Source organism: Nocardia sp. NPDC004582 (assembly GCF_053602115.1).
On sequence record NZ_JBSGCY010000050.1, the window covers coordinates 1 to 17,616 of the forward strand.

Sequence of the window (17,616 nt, forward strand, 5' to 3'; positions counted from 1 at the left end):
CTGTGAGCGGATCCGCTCACAGCAGCGGGACGCGACTTCCAGGGGCCGGCTGCGGCACCGTGAAGGCATGGCAGACAACAAGACTCCGATGTTCAACTGGAGCACCAGGGAACAGCTCTTCGCCCGGCGGGTCCTGGTGCTGGACGGCGGGCTCGACGACGACAACGGCACCTTGCTGATGACCCAGCTGCTGACGCTCGCGGCCGAGGACCCGGAGGCGGGGATCTCGCTGTGGATCCACTCGCCCGGCGGATCGGTGCCCGCCATGCTCGCCATCCGCGACGTGATGCGGCTGGTGCCCTGCCCGGTCTCCACCCTCGCGCTCGGATTGTCCTGCAGCGCCGGGCAATTCCTGCTCTCCGCCGGGACCCCCGGCCACCGCTACGCCCTGCCGCACGCCCGCATCCTCATGCACCAGGGCTCGGCGGGCATCGGCGGCAGCGCCGTCGAGGTGGAGGTCCAGGCCGACGACCTGCGCTACACGGTGCAGACCGTGCTGGGCCTGATCGCCGAGGACACCGGCCAGCCCTACGACCAGATCTTCGAGGACTCCCTCCACGACCGCTGGTTCACCGCGGAACAAGCCCGCGAGTACGGCTTCATCGACCACATCGTGGACTCCTTCCACCAGGTGGTCCCCGCACGGCAGAAACTGGGGATCTCGGCATGAGCACCTACACGATTCCGAACGTGATCACCCGCGACCCGCGCGGCGAACGGATCATGGACGTCTACTCGCACCTGCTCAGCGAGCGCATCGTCTACCTCGGCACCCCCATCGACTCCGGCGTCGCCAACGCCCTCATCGCCCAGCTCTTGCACCTGGACGCGGAAAGCCCCGGCCAGGACATCAACCTCTACATCAATTGCGAGGGCGGCGAACTGCCCGCCATGCTCGCCATCTACGACACCATGCAGCACATCTCGTCCCCCGTCGTCACCACCTGCGTCGGCCAGGCCATCGCCGTCGGCGCGGTCCTGCTCGCCGGTGGCGCGAAGGGCCGCCGCAACGTCCTGCCCCACTCCCGAATCGTCCTGCACCAGCCCGCGATCCGAGGCCAGGGCACCATCCCCGACCTCATCCTGCAAGCCGACGAGATCGTCCGCATGCGCGCCCAGATCGAGGCCATCCTCACCACCCACACCGGCCAACCCGCCGAAACCCTGCGCCGCGACACCGACCGCGACCGGGTCTTCACCGCCGAGACCGCCATCGCCTACGGCCTGGCGGACCAATTGCTCGGTCCCCGTTGAATTCCGGAACGCCCGCGCCGACGATGTCGATGCGGGCCCGGTGCGCGAGGCGTGCCGGCGCGCGGGTCAGGCGGCCAGCGACAGCATGACCTGACCGGCGTAGCGGTGCGGCACCGCGGGCGGTGCGGCGGGGGTCAGGCGGGTGCGCAGCAGCTCCTCGGCGACCTGGCGGGTGAGGCCGCCCACGCTGATGCCGAGGGCTCCCGCCAGCGCGGCGATCATCTCGCTCGAGGGTTCCTTGCGGCCGCGCTCCACCTCGGACAGGTACTGCGGCGAGATGCCCGCGCGGCCGGCGGTTTCGGAGAGCTTCTCGCCCAGGTCCAGCCGCATCGAGCGCAATCGCTGGCCGAGCGCCTCACGCCACAGCGGTTCCCGGTCCCCGCGTTCGTGGGCGGGCGCCGGCGAGGTCGTGGGACGTACCGACCGGCCCGCTCGATCCAGACCACCGGGAAGCGCCTGCAGGCGCGGATGCTCGGACATACACCGAGCGTAAAGTGCCCCGACCGGCCGTCGCGTCTCGATCTGCTGAGAGCGAACTCCCCCGGCACACGGCCGCGGGCCCGGCGAACACGAAAGGACGCCCGGGGCTCGAGCCCCGGGCGTCCTTCGTCGGATCGGAAACCGGCTAGACGCGGCCGATGGCGGCGGCCATCACGCGCACCGCGGAGACCAGGCCGTCGATCAGCTCGCCCTGACGGAAGGAGCTGGTGGCGGCGGTCGCGCCGAGCTGGCAGACACGGTCGTTGGCGCGCTCGGCGATCTCGTGGCCGGAGCGGACCTCGACGGACTTGGTGTTCGGGTCCACCGCGATCAGGACCGAACGGGCGGCCTCCGGGGTGGCCGGGAACAGCGCGTCCACGCCGGCGGCGGAGTCGGCGCCCAAGTCGCCGATGAAGACGTTGAAGCGCACCTTGGTGGCGCGGGTGGCGTCGGTGAGGGCGTTGTCCATGAGCAGCCGCTCACGGTCGCTGAACGGCGCTTCCTTGAAGACGTCGCCGGCCTCGTGCACGCCGGAGACGCGTCCGCTGGAGGTGAGGGCCCAGCCGTGGGGTAGGTCGGCCTCGTTCACCGCGGGCCACTTAGAACTTGCCACTTGCCCGGCCTCCGATCAGCTCCGCGTGGGCGGACTCGATAGCCGCATGGGAACCATGCGAATCAGCAGTGTCGTGGTGGCCGGACCCGGTCACCTCGTCGGTCGCGCTCCACAGCACCGGAGGCTGGGTCCACTTCGCACCGAGTTCGTAGTGTTCCGGCTTCTCGCCGGGCAGCGGCTTGCCGAGGAACGACAATCCGGCGATCGCCAGATAGATCGCGACCGGGATGCCGACGTAGATCAGCACTGTCTGGAGAATGCTCACGGCCCAACGGTAGTCGATCGCCCCGTGACTACTACGACCGGTAAGGGTTAGTGCGGCCGTGTCGTGACATTCACCTTTCGGACGGACAGGACCGCGCCGATCAGACCAACCAGGCCGTCGAGTTCGCCGGAAGCCGGCGACCGGCCAGCGGGGCGCTGGCCAGCAGCACCTCCCCCGCGGGCAGCAGAATCGGCGCGTCGGTGGCATTGAGCACGCACAGCAGCCCACCCTCGCGGCGGAACGCCAGGCACCCCGGCGGACTCCCGTACCACTCGACCCCGGGTCCCGCGAATTCCGGCCGGACCGCCCGCAAGTCGATCGCCATCCGGTACAGCGACAGCATGGAATCCAGCCGTTCCAGCTGCCGCTCCACGCTCACGCCCGCCCACTCCGGCGGCATCGGCAACCACGGCTCGCCCGTCGTGAACCCGAACGGCGGCCGCGTGCCCTCCCAGGGCAACGGCACCCGGCAGCCGTCGCGGCCGCGCACGGTGTGACCGGAGCGCTCCCAGGTGGGGTCGCGCAGCGCCGACTCCGGCAGATCGTCCACATTGGCCAGTCCCAGTTCGGCTCCGTTGTAGACGAATACCGCGCCCGGCAGCGCCAGCTCCAGCAGGATCATGGCCCGCGCCCGGGCCTGCCCGAGGGGGCCGTCACCGTAGCGGGTGACCTCGCGTTCGATGTCGTGGTTGGACAGCGTCCAGGTGGGCGTCGCGCCCACGCCCACCACCGCGTGCAGCGAATTGTCCACGGCCGCACGGATGCGATCCGGGTCGAAGGGCGTCTGGGCGAGGCGGAAGTTGAAGGCCAGATGCAGTTCGTCGGCGCGCACGTATTCGCCGAAGCGGGCGTTGTCGTTGACCCACACCTCGCCGATGGCGACCGCGTGCGGATACTCGTCCATCACCTTGCGCACGCGCCGGTGGATCTCGTGCACCCCCGCGTTGTTGAACCGCGGATCGTCGTCCTCGAGGTGCAGCATGCGGGTGTCGATGCGCTCCATGTCCGGCAGGCCCGGGGGTTTGGCCATGCCGTGCGCCACATCGAGGCGGAAGCCGTCGACGCCGCGATCCAGCCAAAACCGCAAGGTCTGTTCGAAATCGGTTGCGACCTCCGGGTTTTCCCAGTTCAGGTCCGGCTGCTCGGGCGCGAAGATGTGCAGATACCACTGCCCGGGTCTGCCGTCGGGTTCACGCACCCGGGTCCAGGCCGGGCCGCCGAAGATGCTCGGCCAATTGTTCGGCGGCAGTGCGCCATCCGGGCCGCGGCCGTCCCGGAACCAGTAGCGCGCCCGCTCCGGACTGCCCGGTCCGGCCGCCAGCGCCTGCTGGAACCACCGGTGCCGATCGCTGGTGTGATTGGGGACCAGGTCCATGGTCACCCGCATGCGCCGATCGTGCGCCTCGGCGATGACCGCGTCCAGGGCGGCCTGGCCGCCGAACAGCGGGTCGATATCGCGCGGGTCGGACACGTCGTAGCCGCCGTCGGCCATGGGTGAGCACATCACCGGGCAGATCCACAGGGCGTCCACGCCGAGCAGCTCCAAATAGCCCAGCTTGTCCCGCAATCCGCCTAAATCGCCCACTCCGTCGCCATCGGAGTCCGCGAAGGAACGGGGATACACCTGGTAGAACACGGCCGACCGCCACCAGGGCATGTCGGCGAGTTTGTCGGTCACAGCGGTAATGGTGCCAAAGCACAGCGGCTTTCGCGGGCGCGTCGGAAGGACTTGTCCAGTTTCAGCAAATGATCAGCGGACAGTCACAACCGGCCGGAATCCCGGTGGGACGCTGCGATTTCAGTGACACGAACTCAGAAAGGCGAGTTCATGAGCGAATTGGCGGCCATCTCGAAGTAGTCGAGCAACTGCTTGCGATGCGCGTCGTCGAGCACCTCCGGCTCGATCTCCGCCACCGCGATGCGCATCGCCCGCAGCCACGCGTCCCGCTCGATCGGGCCGACCTTGAACGGGTGATGCCGCATCCGCAGGCGCGGGTGGCCACGCTCGTCGGAGTAGGTCCGCGGGCCACCCCAGTACTGCTCCAGGAACATCCGCAGCCGGCGCTCGGCGGGACCCAGATCCTCTTCCGGGTACAGCGGCCGCAGCACCTCGTCCGCGGCCACTTCGCGGTAGAAGGCCGCGACGATCCGATGGAACGTCGCCTGCCCGCCCACGGCCTCGAAGAAGGAGATCTGAGTCTGCTCGCCGGAAGTCACGCCTCGAGTCTAATTAGCCCCCGCACCCGCCCGAAGTTCGCGGCCCGTCTCGATTCTGGACTGACGGAGCGGGGGAGCGAAGCGGAGGAGCGGAGGAGGGAAGAATCGAGACTTCGGGGGCCGCGAACCCGCCCCGGAGCGCAGCGGAGGGGCAGATAAAACACCGTCACGCGGTGTTCATCCGAATGTGTCTGACAATGTGTCGAAAGAGATGGCATTGTGCGCCGTTCCATGGTCAACTGGGTGGCAGTCTGCCGAGATACCACACAATCGGACTTATACGAAACCGGGGTATGGCCCATGAAGCAGCGGCACGGCGCCCGAGAGGCGCGGACGCATCGACAACTCCAGCCCGCCGATGTCCACAATCGTGGGTCGGGGGCTACTCCGCTGCACTTACTGTCCGAACATTCTCATGCCGAGCATCATCCGGGCGCTCATCCCGAGCCCGCCCATCCGGGCGACCACCGCGAACACTCGCATCACCCACCCACCGCAGCACCCGTCCCCGCCTGGGCCAAACGCCGCGTGCTGCTGCTCAACGCCACGTACGAGCCACTCACCGCCCTGTCCGCGCGCCGCGCCATCGTGCTGCTGATCTGCGACAAGGCCGATACCGTGCACGACAATCCGGAGGGTCCGGTCGTGCATTCCGCCGGGACCTCGGTGTCGCTCCCCTCGGTCATCCGACTACGCAACTACGTGCGTGTTCCCTACCGGGCACGGGTACCCATGACCCGCGCCGCCCTCATGCATCGCGACCGCTACCGCTGCGCCTACTGCGGCGGCAAGGCCGAGACCATCGATCACGTCATTCCGCGCAGCCGCGGCGGCGCCCACTCGTGGGAGAACTGTGTGGCGTCCTGCGCGCCGTGCAATCACCGCAAGGCGGACAAGTTGCTGAGTGAACTGGGCTGGGCCCTGCACCATCCGATGGTCGCGCCCAAGGGCCCGCACTGGCGGCTGCTGTCGGCCAGCTCCGAGCTGGACCCGACGTGGTTGCAGTACCTGGGCGAGGGCGCGGCCTAGCCGTCACTCGCCGGTAGGCAAACCGGCTTCGGCGGCCGGCACGCCGAGCGCATGCCGTGAGGCCGTGCGCTCGGTGGCCCGTAATGCGCTCGGTGGCCCGTAATCCGGGGCCGATGGCCGCCACCCGCGTCGGGCCGGCGGCGGTGCGTCTGCTGTCCGCCTGGCGGCCGGCGATGCGGTGAGATCCCCGCGGCGGCAGGGACATTCGAGGGTCAGCTGTATTCGCTGACGAGCAGCGCCCAGGTGCCCGGTTCGAGGGCCTCGAAGACGTGCGGGATATCGCCGGGGTAGCAGATGTAGTCGCCGGGTCCGAGTTCGAACGGATCCTCGGCGGGGCCGACCTTGGCGCGACCGGCACACAGCACGATGTGCTCGACGACGCCGCGCGAATGCGGGACCGAGTCACGAGGGTGGCCAGGCTCCGCGGTGACGCGATATACGTCACGGCGGGCGGCGGGCGGGGAGGCCGCGAGCAGCGTGGTCCGGTACTCCGATTGGGCTGAGGCGAGCACCGGGCCCTCCCCCGCGCGAATGACCTGCACCTGAGGTGTGGGCGGATCCAGCAGCCGGGAGAACTGGATGTCGAGCGCGAGGCAGAGCGCCCACAGCGTTTCGATGCTGGGATTCCCGGAACCCGATTCCAGCTGGGACAGCGTGGATTTCGCGATACCGGCCCGCTTGGCGACCTCGGTCAGCGAGAGCCCGGAGCGGGCGCGCTCCCGGCGCAGGGCCGCGGCGATCGCCTCCTGCGGGGACGAGGGGATCGCGTCCTGCGGGGATGCCGGCGCCCCGGGGGGAGACGCCTGCGTGGAGCGGTCGGGCTGCTGGGTCATGGTGGCGTTCACAGTACCGGCCTCCCTGTCCGCGATCGTTCCTCCGGCACGCCCCTTTGACGAACCCGACCCGGTGTGTTCATTATAGAAAACATGCGTTCGGCATGGCGAACACTCGATCGGGGTGTGCTCACAGGAATCGCGGCGATCTGCCTGGCAGTCGCGGTGATCGGGGTGTCCTACGGCGCGACCGCGGTGACCGCGGGGCTGCCCGGCTGGCTGCCGGTCCTGCTGAGCATCGCGGTCGTGGCCGGGGGCTCGGAGTTCGTCTTCATCGGCATCCTCACCGCCGGCGGCGGCCTGGTCGCCGCCGTCCTGGCCGGACTCCTGGTCAACGCCCGGCACGTACCCTACGGCCTGTCCGTCCCCGACGTGGTCGGCACCGGCTGGCGGCGACTGCTCGGCACCCACGTCATGAACGACGAATCCGTCGCCATGGCCCTCGCCCAGCCCGACCGTGACCGGCGTCGCGCCGCCTACTGGATCTGCGGCCTCTCCGTCGTCGCGGCCTGGCCCCTCGGCGCGGCGATCGGCGCGGTCCTCGGTGCGGTCGTACCCGACCCGAACATGTTCGGCCTGGACGCCGTCTTCCCCGCCGTCCTCTTCGCCCTCGTCCTGCCCGCCCTGCGCGACTCCCTCACCCGCACCGCCGCATTGGCCGGTGCGGCCCTCGCCGCGGCGACCACACCGTTCCTCGGCGCGGGCCTGCCGGTCCTGCTCGCGTTGGCGGCCGTATTGCTGGTCGCGCACCGCGCGGGCGCGGCCGAGCCCGACGGCACCGCCGATGAGACCGTGAGCATCGCGAGCCGGAGCACGGGCACCGCTGTCGACACCCCCGGCACGAACCGGAATTCCACCGTCACAACCGGGTACACCGCCGTCACGACCGGGACCGGGAGCACCCGATGAGGGCCGACTGTGGCGCGCTGAGCTCCGGAAGCGGTGCGCGATGACCAAGACCCTGTTGCTGGCCACGATGGCGCTGGCCTTGGGCACCTTCGCGTTTCGGTTCGCCGGGCCGCTGTTGCGGAGCCGGATCCGGATCTCGCCACGCACCATCCGGCTGCTGGAGATCGCCTCGGTCGTATTGCTCACCGCGCTGGCCGTCACCACGCTGATGCCCTCGGGCGGTGGTCGATTCGGGTGGGCGCTGCCCGCGGGCGTCCTGGTCGCGGCCGTCCTGGCCTGGCGGCGGGCGCCGCTGATCGTGGTGATCCTGTCGGCCGCGGTCGTCACCGCCGGGCTCCGGATGCTCGGCGTGCACTGACATCGGTCGGCGTGCACTGACATCGGTCCGGCGCGCGCTGAAATCTGCTCGGCGCGCACCGGCCTCGGGAACGTCAGCGACCGAGCAGGTCCGCGATCCGGGTCCAGGAATCCTCGGCGAGCTCGGCGCGGTACCAGTCGCGGCCCGGGTAGACGTAGCCGTGCGGGGCATCCTCGTAGACCACGATCTCGTGCGGAATGTCATTGGCCGTCAACGCTGCTTCGAGCTCGTCCCGAGCCTCGGCGTCGATCAGCGGATCCAGGCCGCCGAAGAACAGCAGAACGCGGCCGGTGATGCCGGAGGTCGCCTCGATGGTCGGCTCCGGGGTGGACAGCGGGATATCGGTGTTGGTGAGCCAGCCCGGATAGAAGGCGGCGGTGGCGGCCAGCGGGAGTTGCGTCGCGGCGTAGTAGGCGACGTGGCCGCCCGCGCTGAAGCCGACCATGTTCAGGGAGGTGGCCTCCCGGCCGCGCAATTCGTCGAGGCACGCGGAGATATCCGCGAGCACGGCGGGACGGCTCAACGTGCGCAGCAGTTCCAAGCCGCGCTCGCGGCCCTCTCCCCCGAACTCCAGGTCGGCGCGCGGCGCCGCCCGGTGGAACAGGTCGGGCAGAATGGCGATCGCGCCCAGCGCCGCGATCCGCTCGGTGGCCTGCTTGGCGGTGGCGTGCAGGCCGTAGATCTCGTGTCCGACAACGACTCCCGGATAGGAGCCGGGCTCGGCGGGGTGGGCCACATAGGCGCTCATCACGGAGTCGCCGACCTTCAGGTCGACCCACCCGGTCTCGATCGCGACAGCTGTCATACCGCCAAACGTAGTGCGGCGAGCGCGGATGCGGCCACTCGATCCGGCGATGTATTCCATCGAACAGCCGATGGGACACATCATCTTTCGCGACGGGCCGTGGGCTCAGTGCGTCAGCAGCGGCAGCGACGGTCCACGGCGGCGGGCCACCGATCCGTAGCGAGCGTCCAGGCGCAGCCAGGTCCGCGCCGCGCGCACCCGCACGATCTCGTCGACCGCGATGCGCCGGGAGTCGGTCTTCTCGCCGCCGTGCGGAATGAAATCCATGGCGGCCAGCGCGAAGACCACCCGCATCGGCACCTCGACCCGCTCACCCGCGCTGGAGACGGTGAGCACGGTCTGATCCAGCAGCGCCGCGGGCGGGCCGTGCTTGCCGCCGTGCTCCTGCGCGATCTCCGCGCCCCGCTCGGCCAATTCGACGAGCATGCGCGCGGGCACATCCTCCACGTGGACGAACCCGGTCTCCGGCGGCAAAGCCCCGTGCCAGGCGGAATCCATGGCGAAGCCCAGCCCGAACCCGGTGCTCGCGCCGGGCCCGTGCAGCCCGGACAGGACGGCGTCCGCGCCGACGGTCACATCGTCCATCCCGAGTTCGGCGACCACGGTCCGTACCGCCAGCGCCTCGAATCCGGTAGCGGCCCACGCGGAGACGAAGCGGTCCCCGCGCCGGCGCAGGCGGATGACCGCGGCCGGATCGAGCCGGACGGCATGGGTGAGGAAGGTCGCCAGGTTCTCGCGTTCCGCGGGATCCGGAACGTGCAGGGTCAGTTGTCCCGACAAGACGGTTCTCGGGTCAGTCGGCCAGCCACAGCGACAGGTAGTCGCGTTCCTCGGTGGTGAGGCGGCGTAGTCGCTGGGTGTCGATGTCGAAGGCGGCCAACTGGGTGGAGGCGATCACCGCCGCCGGGGAGTCCGGGGCCGCGCCCGCGGCGCGCACCTCGTACCCGACGGTGAAGTCCACGGCGCGTAGCCGCTCGATCCACATCGAGACGTCCAGCGGCGAATCCTCGTGGCGCAGCTGGCCCTTGTACTGCACCCGCAGGTCGGCCAGCACGCACCCGGCCCGCAGTTTGACGGTCGGTCGCTCGTCCAGGAACAGCCACGGGATCCGGGCTTCCTCCAGCAGGGTCACCATGCGGGCATGGTTGATGTGCTGGAAGGCGTCCATATCCGACCAGCGCACCTCCACGGTGGTGTGGAAACGGCCGGGTGTGGCCGTGTCCGTCACACCCGGGCCTGCTGCAAGGCCGTTCAGCGAACCGATCGTCAACGCGGTACCTCCGATTGCGCACCCACCCCACTCACCATGCTGCGCACCTGCCGCGCCGCAACCGACAGCGTGGCCAGGTCGTGGGTTCCGGACTCGAAAAGTTCCGACAGGGCCGAGCGTGCACGGCCCAATCGGGACTGATTCTTCGACTCCCAGTATGCAATCTTCTCCTCGGCGGTCTCTTCCGGGTCGCCGGCGGAGAGCACGTCGAGGGTGAGCGAGCGCAGCGACCCGTACATGTCGTCGCGCAGCGCGAGCCGGGCCAGCGCGTGCCAGCGGTCGCCGCGTTCCAGGTGGCTGACCGCCTGCAACAGCCAATCGATCTTCAGGTGATCGTTGAGCGCGTAGTACAGCGCGCCCACCTCCTCACCGCTGCGATCGGTGATGTCGGCGATATCGAGCACGTCCAGCAGCGGGAACTGGTTCAGCAGGCCGAACACCGTGGTGGCCAGCTCGGCGGGCACGCCCTGCTCGGCGATGGCCCGCGACTGCTCGTTGAGCGTGTCGATGTGGTGACCGCGCAGCCAGCCCGGCACCTTCGGCGCGAGCGTGCGCACGCCTTGGGAGTAGCGGTGGATCTCCGCCCCCACCGCGACCGGCTGCGGGCGATTGTTGAGCAGCCAGCGCGAGGCGCGGTCCAGCGTGCGCTTGGTCTCCAGCTCCAGTGCGTCCTTCATGCCGGTGGAGACCTGCGCGTCACGGATGGTCTTCCACACCGTGTGCAGATCGAAGATCCGGGTGGCGGCGGTGAAGGCGCGCACCGCGTCGGAGGCCGACGCCCCGATCTCCTCGCCCAGCCGGAAGGCGTAGGTGATGCCGCCCAGATCCACCACCTCGTTCACCAGCATGGTGCTGGTGATCTCGCGGCGCAGGCGGTGCCGCTTGATGGCGGTGCCGAACCGGGTGCGCAACGGGGTGGGGAAATACTGCGACACCCGCGCCGCGAAGTACGCGGTATCGGGCAGATCGCTGGCCAGCAGATCGGCCTTGAGCGAAAGCTTCACGTGCGCCATCAGATTCGACAACTCGGGCGAGGTGAGGCCCGCACCGTCCTCGATGCGCTGTTTGAGCTCCGTGTCCGAGGGCAGCGCCTCGAGCTCGCGGTCCAGGCCGCGGCGGTCCTCGAGATCCTCGATGAGGCGCTGGTGCACGTTCAGCATGCGCGGCGCCTCGGCACGGGACATGCCCATCAGATAGTTCTGGGACACGTTGTCCTGCAGCACGAGCGCCGACACCTCGTCGGTCATCGAGGCCAGCAGCGGATTGCGCTCGGCCTCGGACAGCTCGCCCGCCGAGACCACGCCGTCGAGCAGCACCTTGATATTGACCTCGTGGTCGGAGCAGTCCACGCCGGCGGAGTTGTCGAGCGCGTCGGTGTTCATCTTGCCGCCGTGCTTGCAGAACTCGATGCGGCCGTGCGCGGTGACGCCCAGGTTGCCGCCCTCGCCGATCACATTGACGCGCAGGGCGTTCGCGTTCACCCGGACCGCGTCATTGGACTTGTCGCCCACCTCGGCATTGGTCTCCGCGGCGGCCTTGATGTAGGTGCCGATGCCGCCGTTCCACAGCAGCTGTGCCGGGGACAGCAGGATGGCGCGGATCATCTCCGGCGGCGACAGCGAGGTGACGTCGGCGGCCAGGCCCAGCGCCTCGCGCACCTGCTCGCTGACCGGAATCGATTTGACCGTGCGGTCGTAGACGCCGCCGCCGGCGCTGATCAGCAACTTGTTGTAGTCCGCCCACGACGAGCGGGGCAGGGCGAACATGCGCTCACGCTCGGCGTACGAGGTGGCCGCATCAGGATTCGGGTCCAGGAAGATGTGCCGGTGGTCGAAGGCCGCCAGCAGGCGGATGTGGCGGGAGAGCAGCATGCCGTTGCCGAACACGTCACCGGACATATCGCCGACGCCGACCACCGTGAAGTCCTGCGACTGGGTGTCGATGTCCATCTCGGCGAAGTGCCGTTTCACGCTCTCCCACGCGCCCTTGGCGGTGATGCCCATGGCCTTGTGGTCGTAGCCCACCGAACCGCCCGAGGCGAAGGCGTCACCGAGCCAGAAACCGTACTGCTGGGCAACGTCATTGGCGATATCGGAGAAGGTGGCCGTGCCCTTGTCGGCGGCGACCACCAGGTAGGTGTCGTCGGCGTCGCGGCGCAGCACCCGGGCCGGGGGCAGCACCGCGCCGGTGGCGCGATCCACATTGTCGGTGACGTCGAGCAGGCCGGAGATGAAGGTGCGATAGCAGGCGATGCCCTCGCCCTGCAGCGCCTGACGGTCCGCGACCGGATCGGCGGTGGCGGCCGGGGGCTGCTTCACCACGAATCCACCCTTCGCGCCGACCGGCACGATCACGGCGTTCTTCACCGCCTGCGCCTTGACCAGGCCCAGGATCTCGGTGCGGAAGTCCTCCAGCCGGTCCGACCAGCGCAGGCCGCCGCGGGCCACCGGACCGAAGCGCAGGTGCACGCCCTCCACCCGCGGCGAGTAGACGAAGATCTCGAATTGCGGTCGGGGCTTGGGCAATTCGGCGATCTCGCGCGGTTCCACCTTGAACGACAGGTAATCCCGCGACCGGCCCTCGGCGTCGAGGACGTAGTAGTTGGTGCGCAGGGTGGCCTTGATCAGACCGAGGATGGCACGCAGGATGCGGTCGGCGTCCAGGCTCACCACCTCGTCGATCCGGCGGCGGACCGCACCCTCCAGCTCCGCGGCGTGCTCGGCATTGGCCGAATCGGGATCGAAGAGCGCGGAGAACAGGTCGACGAACATGCTCGCCGCCTCCGGGTACGCCAGCAGCACGCGGGTGATGGCGGCCTGGCTGTACGGGAATCCGGCCTGCTGCAGGTACTTCGAGTAGGCGCGCAGGATGGCGACGGCGCGCCAGTTCAGGCCGGCGCGCAGCACCAGCTCATTGAGACCGTCGGCCTCGGCGCGGCCGTACCAGAGCGCCTCGAAGGCCTCGGTGAAGCGCACCCGCAGCCCGCGCACCTGGGCGTCGAGGGCGTCGAGGCGGCCCACGGATTCCACCAGTTCGGCGTCCATGTTCCGGTCCAGGGCGCTGCGCAGCAGTTCGGGGCGGGCCAGCAGGCCGAAGTCGTAGATCCACTGTTCCGGGCCGTGATCACCGTCGACCTGGTGCGGGCGCTCGTCGATCACCTCGACACCGAGGCTCTGCAGCAGCGGCAGCACCTGGCTCAGCGAGATGCCGCCGCCCCCGACATAGAGGGTGAAACGCCAAGAGCCCGGGGCGGAATCGAGCTTGCGGTACAGGTGCTGATCGATCCCGCCCTCGGCCAGGCCCTGCAGGCGCAGGATGTCGGCCATGGCGCGGGTGGGGTCGAAGTCCTCCTTGTAGCTCTCCGGCAGGGACTCCGCGTAGCGCTGCGCCACCACGGGATCCAGCACCGCGGAGGTGGCCACCTCGTCGCGCAGGTGGTCGTCCCAGGTGCGGCTGGCCTCGGCCAGCAGGTGCTGGATGCGCAGCCGGTTGGTCTCGGTGGTGTCGGCCGCCGCGATATCTCCGGTGACGCCCTGATCGGGCAGGCGAACCGTGAAATACACACTGGCCAGGTCGCTTTCGGACACCCGGGCGGAGTAGTCGATGGAGACGCCGCCCAGCTCCCGCACCAGGATGTCCTGCATCTCCAGGCGCACCCGGGTGGTGTAGCGGTCGCGCGGCAGGTACACCATGCACGCCACGAAGCGGCCGTAGCCGTCCAAGCGCATGAACAGCCGGACCTGGCGGCGCATGCCGACATTCAGCACGGCGCTGGCGGTGCGGCGCAGCGCGTCGCCGCCGGAGGAGAACAGCTCGGTGCGCGGGAAGGCCTGGATGACCTCGAGCATCTCCTGGCCCGAGAAGGAGTCCAGATCGAAGCCGCTGGACTCGATGATGGAGCGCACCCGGCGCCGGATGACCGGGATGTCGAGCACGTTCTCGTGCAGGGCGGTGACGGTGAAGACGCCGATGAACAGGTGCTCACCGGTGACCGCACCGGATTCGTCCATCTCGGCGACGCCCACGAAGTACGGGTAGACCGCGCGGTGCACGGTGGCCGGGACCAGGCCCTGGGTCAGCATGAGCAGCGGCTGGTCACCGCTGTTGTCCGGGACGCGGAAGTCGGTGCCGACATTGGGGCGCAGCACGCCCAGGCTGGTCTCCGGGACGATGATCGATTTGGCCTCGCCGTCGACGGTGCTGCGTTCGTAGCGGGCGTAGCCGAGCACGGTGAAGTGGCCGTCGGCCAGCCAGCGCAGCAGGTCGGCGCATTCGGTGAGATCGGTTGTCGGAAAAGCCGATCTACCGGAGGACGCGGCGCGGTCGAGTTCGCCGGCGACGTGCTCCTGGGCCTCGCGCATGGCCTCGGTGTCCTCGATGACGCGGCGCACGTCGGTGAGCACGTCGGGCAGCGCGGACTCGATGCGCTCGAGCTGAGCGCGGCTGGTGGCGGGGTGCAGCTGCACGTGCATCCAGGATTCGGGCAGACCGGCCGCGCCATTGCTGTCGACCTCGTGCGGAACCGCCGTCTCCAGGCGACCCGCGGCGTCTCGGGTGACCTCGAAGATGGGGTGCACGACCTCGCTGACACTGACCCCGATGCGGCTCAGGAAGGCGGTGACGGACTCGACGAGCAGCGGCATGTCGTCGGTGACCAGCTGGATGGCGACACCGAGCCCGGCCTCGTCATCCGCCTGGTACACATGGACATTCGCGGTGCCGGGGGTGCGCTGCACGGCCAGATCGACGTGGCAGCGGAAGATGTGGGTGGAGGTCGCGGGAATGGCGCAGTCCGCGTCGCCGGCGTCGACGTGACGGAAATATGCCTCCTCGAGGGACACGAGGTTGCCGCCCAGGGACTTGGGCAAACTCGCAGCCCAGGCCGCGCTGGACAATTCGGACGAGACCGTCATTTCGCCAACTCCTCGGATTCGGTTCCGTAACAAAGTGACGCCGATGCGAGAGTAGCTGGACACAACAGGTACCGGGTCGAATTCCTGTCAATGCCACGCCGCGTCTCACAATACCGACAAACCGGACGGTTCGATGAGTGAGGTGTTCGCCCGATATCGCCAGGTCGTCTCCGACAAACCTTGCACCAAAACAGTTTTCACGCACTAGTGCGAATGCGAAACCGCTGAGTTCGCTGTTCGATAACCGTTCACTTGTCCGATCACGGCCTGCCATCCAGCGAACCGTAAACCGTCCAGCAAACCTCGCCCAGCCGGACAAAAGTGGTCAACCGACCGCTCGCCCGCGGGCCGGATCGGAACCCGGGCCCGCGGTAGCCGGCCGATGACGGCACGGTCCGGCTACCCCACCCGGATCTCCGGGTGGGGGCGAGCGGTGAATTCGGTTGGGGTGGCGCGCTATCCGCGGGTGAGCTTGCGGTGGGTCACCCGGTGCGGACGGGCCGCTTCCGGGCCGAGGCGCTCGACCTTGTTGGCTTCGTAGGCCTCGAAGTTGCCCTCGAACCAGAACCACGCGGCCGGATTGTCCTCGGTGCCCTCCCACGCCAGGATGTGCGTGCAGGTGCGGTCGAGGAACCAGCGGTCGTGGGAGATGACCACCGAGCAGCCCGCGAAGTTCTCCAGCGCGTTCTCGAGCGAGCTCAGGGTCTCGACGTCGAGGTCGTTGGTGGGCTCGTCGAGCAGGATCAGGTTGCCGCCCTGCTTGAGGGTCAGCGCCAGATTCAGGCGGTTGCGCTCACCACCGGAGAGCACCCCGGCCGGCTTCTGCTGGTCCGGACCCTTGAACCCGAAGGCCGAAACATAAGCGCGGGAGGGCATTTCCACCTGGCCGACCTGGATGTGGTCCAGCCCGTCGGAAACGACCTGCCACACCGTCTTCTTCGGGTCGATACCGGCGCGGCCCTGGTCGACGTAGCTCAGCTTGACGGTGTCACCGACGCGCACGTTGCCGCTGTCGGCGTTCTCCAGGCCGACGATGGTCTTGAACAGCGTCGACTTACCGACACCGTTCGGGCCGATGACGCCGACGATGCCGTTGCGCGGCAGGGTGAACGACAGATCCTTGATGAGCTGGCGGTCGCCGAAGCCCTTGTCCAGGTTCTCGACCTCGACGACCACATTGCCCAGGCGCGGACCGGCCGGGATCTGGATCTCCTCGAAGTCCAACTTGCGCATCTTCTCGGCCTCGGCGGCCATTTCCTCGTAGCGGCCCAGACGCGCCTTGTTCTTGGCCTGACGCGCCTTGGCGCCGGAGCGGACCCACGCCAGCTCCTCCTTGAGGCGCTTCTGCAGCTTCTGGTCCTTCTTGCCCTGCACCTCGAGGCGCTCGGCCTTCTTCTCCAGGTAGGTGGAGTAGTTGCCCTCGTAGGGGAAGGTGCGGCCGCGGTCCAGCTCGAGGATCCACTCCGCCACGTTGTCGAGGAAGTACCGGTCGTGGGTGACGGCCAGCACGGCGCCCGGGTAGGTGGCGAGGAACTGCTCGAGCCACAGCACCGACTCGGCGTCGAGGTGGTTGGTGGGCTCGTCGAGCAGCAGCAGGTCGGGCTTGCTCAGCAGCAGCTTGCACAGCGCGACACGACGGCGCTCACCACCGGAGAGGTTGGTGACCGGCTCGTCCGGCGGCGGGCAGCGCAGCGCGTCCATGGCCTGCTCGAGCTGGGAGTCGACATCCCACGCGTCGGCGTGGTCGAGCTCCTCCTGGAGCTTGCCCATCTCCTCCATCAGCTCATCGGAGTAGTCGGTCGCCATGAGCTCGGCGATCTCGTTGAAGCGGTCCAGCTTCACCTTGATCTCGCCGAGGCCCTCCTCGACATTGCCGCGCACGGTCTTCTCTTCGTTGAGCGGCGGCTCCTGCTGCAGGATGCCGACCGTCGCGCCCGGCGCGAGCCAGGCATCACCGTTGTTCGGCTGGTCCAGTCCCGCCATGATCTTCAGCACACTGGACTTACCCGCGCCGTTCGGGCCGACGACACCGATCTTCGCGCCGGGAAGGAAGTTCAAGGTCACATTGTCGAGCACGACCTTGTCGCCATGCGCCTTTCGCACCTTCACCATCTGGTAAATGAACTCAGCCATATCGGCAAGCCTAACTGTGTGTAGTAGCGGGTTCTCCGGCAGTGTCCGCATCGGCGGACGGCCGTTCCACGGGGTCGGTCCGGTCGGATCGGCCGAAGGTTTTGCGCACCACCGGGGCGGTGCAACGACCCAGGTCGGGACCCACTGCCAGGGCCCGCATCTCGAGGTCGGTGCGCTCCGCGCCGTCTCGGGTGGTGTACTCGTTCGAGCGCAGCTGCCCGTACGCGATGACCGGGTCACCTCGTTGCAGCGACGCTTCGACTCCCTCGATGATCCCCCGTCGCCAACAGCTTACGGTGAGGTACAACGTGCCACCGTCCACCCAGTCCCCGGCGGCCTGATCGTAGCGGCGGGCGGTACTGGCCATCCGGAAACTCAGCAGCTGATCGCCGTTCTGCAGCGCGCGCAGCACCGGTTGGGTGACGACCCGGCCGATCACCGCGGTATTCGCCTCGTACATCGCGCTCCCCCTTGTCGATTCGAGCCCGTCGCCGCGAGCCCTACGTTCGGTCCGGCCTCCAGCTTCGCCCGGGAGCG

The 17,616-nt window shown here is 68.8% G+C and carries 17 protein-coding genes; 5 read left to right on the forward strand and 12 right to left on the reverse strand.

What is annotated here, in order from left to right; genetic code table 11:
* The first annotated feature begins 67 nt into the window (after positions 1-67).
* A complete protein-coding gene (locus tag ACWELJ_RS16275) occupies positions 68-670 on the forward strand; it encodes a ClpP family protease (RefSeq protein ID WP_452366944.1) in 603 nt (200 codons plus the stop codon).
* Positions 667-1,254 (forward strand): ClpP family protease, encoded by a 588-nt coding sequence (locus ACWELJ_RS16280; protein WP_357279904.1) that lies wholly within the window; start codon positions 667-669, stop codon positions 1,252-1,254. Before ACWELJ_RS16275 ends, ACWELJ_RS16280 begins: the two co-directional genes overlap by 4 nt.
* Before the next feature lie 66 nt (positions 1,255-1,320).
* On the opposite strand, the gene ACWELJ_RS16285 is transcribed toward ACWELJ_RS16280, so the two are convergent.
* The 5 genes from ACWELJ_RS16285 to ACWELJ_RS16305 form a co-directional block, all read right to left on the reverse strand.
* Positions 1,321-1,734, reverse strand: a complete 414-nt coding sequence (locus ACWELJ_RS16285) for a helix-turn-helix domain-containing protein (RefSeq protein WP_452366945.1) — start codon at positions 1,732-1,734, stop codon at positions 1,321-1,323.
* Between the two features lie 145 nt (positions 1,735-1,879).
* Entirely contained in the window at positions 1,880-2,323 is a 444-nt protein-coding gene (locus ACWELJ_RS16290; RefSeq protein ID WP_452366946.1) for a DUF5130 domain-containing protein, read from the reverse strand.
* 10 nt (positions 2,324-2,333) lie between these two features.
* Positions 2,334-2,612 (reverse strand): aa3-type cytochrome oxidase subunit CtaJ, encoded by a 279-nt coding sequence (ctaJ, locus tag ACWELJ_RS16295; RefSeq protein WP_452366947.1) that lies wholly within the window; start codon positions 2,610-2,612, stop codon positions 2,334-2,336.
* Between the two features lie 100 nt (positions 2,613-2,712).
* Positions 2,713-4,269, reverse strand: coding sequence for a glycoside hydrolase family 13 protein (locus ACWELJ_RS16300; RefSeq protein ID WP_452366978.1), 1,557 nt, complete (start codon positions 4,267-4,269; stop codon positions 2,713-2,715).
* Positions 4,270-4,424: 155 nt separating this feature from the next.
* Positions 4,425-4,829 carry a globin gene (locus ACWELJ_RS16305; protein ID WP_452366948.1) on the reverse strand — a complete coding sequence of 135 codons (405 nt, stop codon included), beginning with the start codon at positions 4,827-4,829 and terminating at the stop codon, positions 4,425-4,427.
* Positions 4,830-5,129: 300 nt separating this feature from the next.
* Here ACWELJ_RS16305 and ACWELJ_RS16310 point away from each other — a divergent pair, with 300 nt between their 5' ends.
* Entirely contained in the window at positions 5,130-5,858 is a 729-nt protein-coding gene (locus ACWELJ_RS16310; protein WP_357279914.1) for an HNH endonuclease, read from the forward strand.
* Positions 5,859-6,070: 212 nt separating this feature from the next.
* Here the strand turns inward: ACWELJ_RS16310 and ACWELJ_RS16315 are convergent, their stop codons facing one another.
* Positions 6,071-6,703, reverse strand: a complete 633-nt coding sequence (locus ACWELJ_RS16315; protein ID WP_452366949.1) for a helix-turn-helix domain-containing protein — start codon at positions 6,701-6,703, stop codon at positions 6,071-6,073.
* A gap of 114 nt (positions 6,704-6,817) precedes the next feature.
* On the opposite strand from ACWELJ_RS16315, the gene ACWELJ_RS16320 reads away from it, so the two are divergent.
* Together ACWELJ_RS16320 and ACWELJ_RS16325 are read left to right on the forward strand one after the other, a co-directional pair.
* A complete protein-coding gene (locus ACWELJ_RS16320) occupies positions 6,818-7,600 on the forward strand; it encodes an AzlC family ABC transporter permease (RefSeq protein WP_452366950.1) in 783 nt (260 codons plus the stop codon).
* Between the two features lie 40 nt (positions 7,601-7,640).
* Positions 7,641-7,958: an AzlD domain-containing protein gene (locus ACWELJ_RS16325; RefSeq protein WP_452366951.1), complete on the forward strand. Its 318-nt coding sequence runs from the start codon at positions 7,641-7,643 to the stop codon at positions 7,956-7,958.
* Positions 7,959-8,031: 73 nt separating this feature from the next.
* On the opposite strand, the gene ACWELJ_RS16330 is transcribed toward ACWELJ_RS16325, so the two are convergent.
* The 6 genes from ACWELJ_RS16330 to ACWELJ_RS16355 all read right to left on the reverse strand — a co-directional run bounded on the left by ACWELJ_RS16330 (position 8,032) and on the right by ACWELJ_RS16355 (position 17,539).
* On the reverse strand, positions 8,032-8,763 hold the full coding sequence (locus ACWELJ_RS16330; RefSeq protein ID WP_452366952.1) for a dienelactone hydrolase family protein: 732 nt from the start codon (positions 8,761-8,763) through the stop codon (positions 8,032-8,034).
* Positions 8,764-8,868: 105 nt separating this feature from the next.
* Complete coding sequence (locus ACWELJ_RS16335; RefSeq protein WP_452366953.1) at positions 8,869-9,543, reverse strand: hypothetical protein; 675 nt, start codon at positions 9,541-9,543, stop codon at positions 8,869-8,871.
* Between the two features lie 13 nt (positions 9,544-9,556).
* Complete coding sequence (locus ACWELJ_RS16340; protein WP_452366954.1) at positions 9,557-9,991, reverse strand: acyl-CoA thioesterase; 435 nt, start codon at positions 9,989-9,991, stop codon at positions 9,557-9,559.
* A gap of 38 nt (positions 9,992-10,029) precedes the next feature.
* Positions 10,030-14,946, reverse strand: coding sequence for an NAD-glutamate dehydrogenase (locus ACWELJ_RS16345; protein ID WP_452366955.1), 4,917 nt, complete (start codon positions 14,944-14,946; stop codon positions 10,030-10,032).
* A gap of 456 nt (positions 14,947-15,402) precedes the next feature.
* Positions 15,403-17,079, reverse strand: a complete 1,677-nt coding sequence (gene ettA, locus ACWELJ_RS16350; protein ID WP_452366956.1) for an energy-dependent translational throttle protein EttA — start codon at positions 17,077-17,079, stop codon at positions 15,403-15,405.
* Positions 17,080-17,089: 10 nt separating this feature from the next.
* On the reverse strand, positions 17,090-17,539 hold the full coding sequence (locus ACWELJ_RS16355) for a single-stranded DNA-binding protein (RefSeq protein ID WP_452366957.1): 450 nt from the start codon (positions 17,537-17,539) through the stop codon (positions 17,090-17,092).
* Between the last annotated feature and the right edge of the window lie 77 nt (positions 17,540-17,616).

Excerpts from the sequence above, each read along its gene's own strand:
- ACWELJ_RS16275 (WP_452366944.1), top strand. The coding sequence starts at position 68 with ATGGCAGACAACAAGACTCCGATGTTCAACTGGAGCACCAGGGAACAG.
- ACWELJ_RS16280 (WP_357279904.1), top strand. The coding sequence starts at position 667 with ATGAGCACCTACACGATTCCGAACGTGATCACCCGCGACCCGCGCGGC.
- ACWELJ_RS16285 (WP_452366945.1), bottom strand. The coding sequence starts at position 1,734 with ATGTCCGAGCATCCGCGCCTGCAGGCGCTTCCCGGTGGTCTGGATCGA.
- ACWELJ_RS16300 (WP_452366978.1), bottom strand. The coding sequence starts at position 4,269 with ATGCCCTGGTGGCGGTCGGCCGTGTTCTACCAGGTGTATCCCCGTTCC.
- ACWELJ_RS16310 (WP_357279914.1), top strand. The coding sequence starts at position 5,130 with ATGAAGCAGCGGCACGGCGCCCGAGAGGCGCGGACGCATCGACAACTC.
- ACWELJ_RS16325 (WP_452366951.1), top strand. The coding sequence starts at position 7,641 with ATGACCAAGACCCTGTTGCTGGCCACGATGGCGCTGGCCTTGGGCACC.
- ACWELJ_RS16330 (WP_452366952.1), bottom strand. The coding sequence starts at position 8,763 with ATGACAGCTGTCGCGATCGAGACCGGGTGGGTCGACCTGAAGGTCGGC.
- ACWELJ_RS16345 (WP_452366955.1), bottom strand. The coding sequence starts at position 14,946 with ATGACGGTCTCGTCCGAATTGTCCAGCGCGGCCTGGGCTGCGAGTTTG.
- ettA (WP_452366956.1), bottom strand. The coding sequence starts at position 17,079 with ATGGCTGAGTTCATTTACCAGATGGTGAAGGTGCGAAAGGCGCATGGC.
- ACWELJ_RS16355 (WP_452366957.1), bottom strand. The coding sequence starts at position 17,539 with ATGTACGAGGCGAATACCGCGGTGATCGGCCGGGTCGTCACCCAACCG.